The sequence below is a fragment of the Candidatus Rhabdochlamydia sp. T3358 genome (assembly GCF_901000775.1).
In the GTDB taxonomy this organism is placed as follows: Bacteria; Chlamydiota; Chlamydiia; order Chlamydiales; family Rhabdochlamydiaceae; genus Rhabdochlamydia.
Genome location: NZ_CAAJGQ010000026.1, coordinates 1 through 4,076 on the forward strand (window position 1 = coordinate 1; position 4,076 = coordinate 4,076).

The 4,076-nt window shown below is 35.6% G+C and carries 6 protein-coding genes; 4 read left to right on the top strand and 2 right to left on the bottom strand.

The genetic code is table 11. The features are described from left to right. Positions 1–204: 204 nt before the first annotated feature. From RHTP_RS07375 to RHTP_RS07390, 4 genes are all read left to right on the top strand, one after another. Complete coding sequence (locus RHTP_RS07375; protein ID WP_138107485.1) at positions 205–1,185, top strand: adenylate kinase family protein; 981 nt, start codon at positions 205–207, stop codon at positions 1,183–1,185. A gap of 86 nt (positions 1,186–1,271) precedes the next feature. Next, a complete protein-coding gene (locus RHTP_RS07380; protein ID WP_138107486.1) occupies positions 1,272–1,553 on the top strand; it encodes a phytanoyl-CoA dioxygenase family protein in 282 nt (93 codons plus the stop codon). Between the two features lie 110 nt (positions 1,554–1,663). Beyond that, the gene (locus tag RHTP_RS07385; RefSeq protein WP_138107487.1) at positions 1,664–1,975 is read left to right on the top strand and encodes a hypothetical protein; all 312 of its coding nucleotides are present in this window, start codon (positions 1,664–1,666) and stop codon (positions 1,973–1,975) included. Positions 1,976–1,978: 3 nt separating this feature from the next. Beyond that, entirely contained in the window at positions 1,979–2,521 is a 543-nt protein-coding gene (locus RHTP_RS07390; protein WP_138107488.1) for a histidine phosphatase family protein, read from the top strand. A 253-nt stretch (positions 2,522–2,774) separates the two neighbouring features. Here RHTP_RS07390 and RHTP_RS07395 read toward each other — a convergent pair whose 3' ends face one another. Further along, on the bottom strand, positions 2,775–3,689 hold the full coding sequence (locus RHTP_RS07395) for an Rpn family recombination-promoting nuclease/putative transposase (RefSeq protein WP_138107489.1): 915 nt from the start codon (positions 3,687–3,689) through the stop codon (positions 2,775–2,777). 37 nt (positions 3,690–3,726) lie between these two features. Continuing rightward, the coding region (locus tag RHTP_RS08840) for an Rpn/YhgA-type helix-turn-helix domain-containing protein (RefSeq protein WP_212742868.1) at positions 3,727–4,076 on the bottom strand (350 nt) is incomplete at its 5' end.

The following is a 4,076-nucleotide window of genomic DNA, read 5'->3' on the forward strand; positions in this document are numbered from 1 at the left end:
CCCTTAACTGTCTCTGCGAAGACCTCGGCATTAAATTCCTTACTGGCTTCCAGAATTTTGGAATCAATTGGCTTGCGGCGTGACATAGAACCTCCTTAAATTTGAGGTCTTTACTATGCCATATTACCTAATCTGCTATCAAAAATTTTTAGTTAAATCGCCCTGGGTCATCGTTATGCAAGAGTTCCTGAATGTGATTATATCATGCACATATATTATGCTGAAATAAAAGAAAGACCAATAATCCTACTCGATCCTAAAGAACATTCAGAATATGAATGGATTTCTCTTTACGCATTTAAACTAATGCCTCTTTTAAAAAGTCAAGATGAGGTTTTTGATATTTTATATGGCGATCGTATTTGGCAAAAAATTAATCTAGTAACATCTGGACAGCAAGTGCAAGACTTAGCAACTCTTGCCTTATGCAAAGGAAATAGAACTTTAATTTTTAATAATGAGCGACGCTTTTCCCTTAATTTGATTGGAACATCTGGATCTGGAAAAGGTACACAAGGAGAAATGTTATCGAAGTTATTTGGTATTCCAACCATCTCTATAGGAGATTTATTTAGAGATGAATTCAGAACAAAATCAAAGCTAGGCTGGATCATTCAAAATTACGATGAGCATTACTACCCTGATTATTTACCTGATGAAGTACCAATTGGAATGATAGCTAAACGATTAGCAGAAGAAGACTGTAACCAAGGATTCATCCTAGATGGATTTCCAAGAACCGAGAAGCAAGCAGATATAATGCGCAATGTTCTTCTAAAAACAAATGACTTTCATGTGCCCCTCTTTATGAATGTCTCAGAAACAGATATTTGGGAACGACTTCCAGGAAGATCTATTTGTTCTAACTGTGGTCATCAAGTACGACAATTTGATGAAACTCTCTGGCCTGGGTATTGCCCCATTGATGCAAATAAAGGTAAGATGATAAAACTAGAACAACGTTCTGAAGATATGGATCGAAAAATTGAACGTCGTTTAAAAATGTTTAGAGAAAATAAAGATGAAATTATTTCTACAATGAACCTTCGAGATCCTGTGCAGACTTTTAACTTAAATAATACAATTTCTCCCAGAGAAGTTTTGCATCAACTTTGCGATCATATTCAGATTTGCTTAGATCAATTAGATCAACAAAAAAATTTCAAAATTACGCCCTCTGAATAAAATGTATCCCGTAATATTAAAATGTAAAGTTACTAATCCATTCTGTAATTTTCTCTTAAGAACCAAAAAAGATAAAAGCAGTTTTTATGCATAATTTGAAAGAATTTACGCTCTCCGAGCCTGTGCTAAATTTACAGACAGAATTTCGGGAGCAAGGATATCTCTTCCTTCGATCATTTTTTCCAATAGATTTAGTCAAACAAGTAAGGAATCGAGTTATACACATCCTACAATTAGAAGGATGGGGGAAATCAGAAAAAGAAAAATTCTTTGCAATAGAACCAGTGCGACGAATTAACTCTCATTCTTTCTACCAGTGTATGAGTCGATTAATGCAAGAAGAGCTTTTACATGACCTTCCGGAATAGGCATACTATTTTTATCCCCTCTTAGCGGTCTTACATATGTAGCACATGTTCTGTATTGGTTTTGGCGTGTCAAATTGGAATACCCAAATCACGCACTGGCAGGAGTCATTATGCTTTTGTCAGCCTTTTTTTTCCGAGGGCAATTTCTCCAAGAATATCGCTGGGATTTAGTAGCCATTTTTCTAGCTTATTTGATCAGCGGTTATATTCATACTTATTTTAAAGAAAAATATCCAGCTTCTGCCCCCTTTTGGCGTTTACGATTTAGGATATATATAATTCCCAGTATATATGCAATATATGTGAAAAGTTGGGATCCGATTATTGCTACAGGTTTTGGGATGGCTGGCTGCGAATGGGTCACATTGAGTTTCCGTAACTACCGGGAAGATCATCGAAAATCTTCCAAAAATTACAAATAAATTATGAAAATTCCTATTCGTAAAACCCCTTTCTACTTTCTGCGACATGCTCAAACAGATCACAGCATTTATCAGCTTTATGATGATCCAGATGAAGTTCAGCTTAATGAAAAAGGCATTAAACAAGCATTAGAAATTCAGTCTATTCTTGCTCATTTACCTATTACTACTGTTTGCTCTAGTCCTTTACTTAGAGTTCAGCAGACCAAAGAAATTGCTTTAAAAAATAAAATATTCAAAGATATAATCTTAGAAGACCTTCGAGAATGCCCAAGTATGCTTTGGGATCTCTTTTATGCATCAGAACTGCGTTCTTTAACGATTAAAGAATGGGAATTGGTCCAAGAATTCATTTACCGAGTAGAACGAGGTCTTAAACAAGCATTTCAACAAGAAGATCCCCTTCTTCTGATTGCTCATGGAGGTACCTATTGGGCTCTTTATCATCTTTTACAATTGGAAGGTAATCAGAAGATTAATAATTGCATTTTAGTAGAACTTTTTTTGGATCAACAAAACACTTGGAAAACTAAATTTATCTCTTAACTCTATGGGGGGGGAGCTTTTATCCTAAAAACCCAAAGAGTTTTACATAAACAGGATTACCTTGCCTTTTCATCTTACAATCGTTGCATTTCCTCTTGCAAAGGATCACGTAACTTCTTACCCACCTTGATAGCATAGAAAGAATCAAAAAAGCCTCTACCCAAGACCTTTTGCAAATTAAAGGGATTACTCAATCTGATGTAGATACACTGCAAAAAGAGTTAAATCCCCATTAAAATCTTAACTTAAAATACTAGAAGTTGACCGCGGTAGTTTCAACCAAGATATATTTCTTTAAACTCTCTATTTGCTCTTTAGACAAGTCAGCTGATAGAGCAATCACATCCATTCCAACTCCATTCTGCAATAGACGTTTTACTAGCTCAATCTTACCTTCAGCCTTACCCTCAGCCTTAGCATTTTTAACATTGACTTCAGCTTCATAAATTTCCTGTGCCCTAGCAGCCTTATTATCCATATGAATACGCTTTAACTCTTCATAAGTAGCAAGCTCATTCTCTGTCCAATAATGCTGGTCGAGCGCGGTATAGGCTTTTTGGATAATGGCATCGTTGCCTATAATCTCCTGTAATTCTTCTTCAGTGGTTTCGTGAGCGTGTTTGAAAAAGTAACACCACTTTTCTTCTATGGAGGATAGTTCCTCTTTGCTTTTGGTAAATTTAGGCAGTTCGATAAAGGTAAAGTAGAAGTCTTTTAAATCATGCTCATGTGTTGCTTTATCGAGTATGACATGATCTGATTTATAATGAGCTTTGTTAGGAAAAATAATGCAATCAGCTATAGCTATGAAGATGATTTCCTTAAGCTCATGATACTTATCTCCAATATTTGCTTGATTGCCATACACTTGAGAAGCGTAATATTGAGCGCGCTTTTCAAAACCTCTGGTTTTTGTCACTTGCATTTCAATGATGTATTTTACTCCCAGCTTGTCTTTGCATAAAACATCAACAATGCTCTGTTTTTTGACAGCAATTTTAGGAGCGAGAATAGGAGATAAGAACTCGATATCTACAATGCTTTGATCTCCAGAAAATCCGAGGATATCATTTAAGAAATGAAGCAGAATGTCTTTGTTTTTTTCTGTACCGAATATTTTCTTAAAGGCTATATCGTTTTTTGGATCTAAATATTTGAAAATTACCATACTTTATCCTCAATCTATTTCTTGATTTAAAACCTGATTAGAAATTGACTACTGAGGGCTCTTCTAAGGTATGTTTTTGCAAACCTTCTATTTGCTCTTTAGATAAACCAGTAGATCGAGCAATCACATCAATTCCAACTCCATTCTGTAATAACTGCTTTGCTACTTCAATTTTACCTTTTTCAATGCCTATAGCTTCGCCTTCAGCCTTACCCTCAGCCTTACCCTCAGCCTTACCCTCAGCTTTAGCATTTTTAACATTGACTTCAGCTTCATAAATTTCCTGTGCCCTAGCAGCCTTATTATCCATATGAATACGCTTTAACTCTTCATAAGTAGCAAGCTCATTCTCTGTCCAATAATGCTGGTCGAGCGCGGTATAGGCTT

Bases quoted from the DNA above. Each gene is read 5' to 3' on its own strand.
- RHTP_RS07380 (WP_138107486.1), top strand. From the start codon at position 1,272: ATGCATAATTTGAAAGAATTTACGCTCTCCGAGCCTGTGCTAAATTTA.
- RHTP_RS07375 (WP_138107485.1), top strand. From the start codon at position 205: ATGCACATATATTATGCTGAAATAAAAGAAAGACCAATAATCCTACTC.
- RHTP_RS07390 (WP_138107488.1), top strand. From the start codon at position 1,979: ATGAAAATTCCTATTCGTAAAACCCCTTTCTACTTTCTGCGACATGCT.
- RHTP_RS07385 (WP_138107487.1), top strand. From the start codon at position 1,664: ATGCTTTTGTCAGCCTTTTTTTTCCGAGGGCAATTTCTCCAAGAATAT.
- RHTP_RS07395 (WP_138107489.1), bottom strand. From the start codon at position 3,689: ATGGTAATTTTCAAATATTTAGATCCAAAAAACGATATAGCCTTTAAG.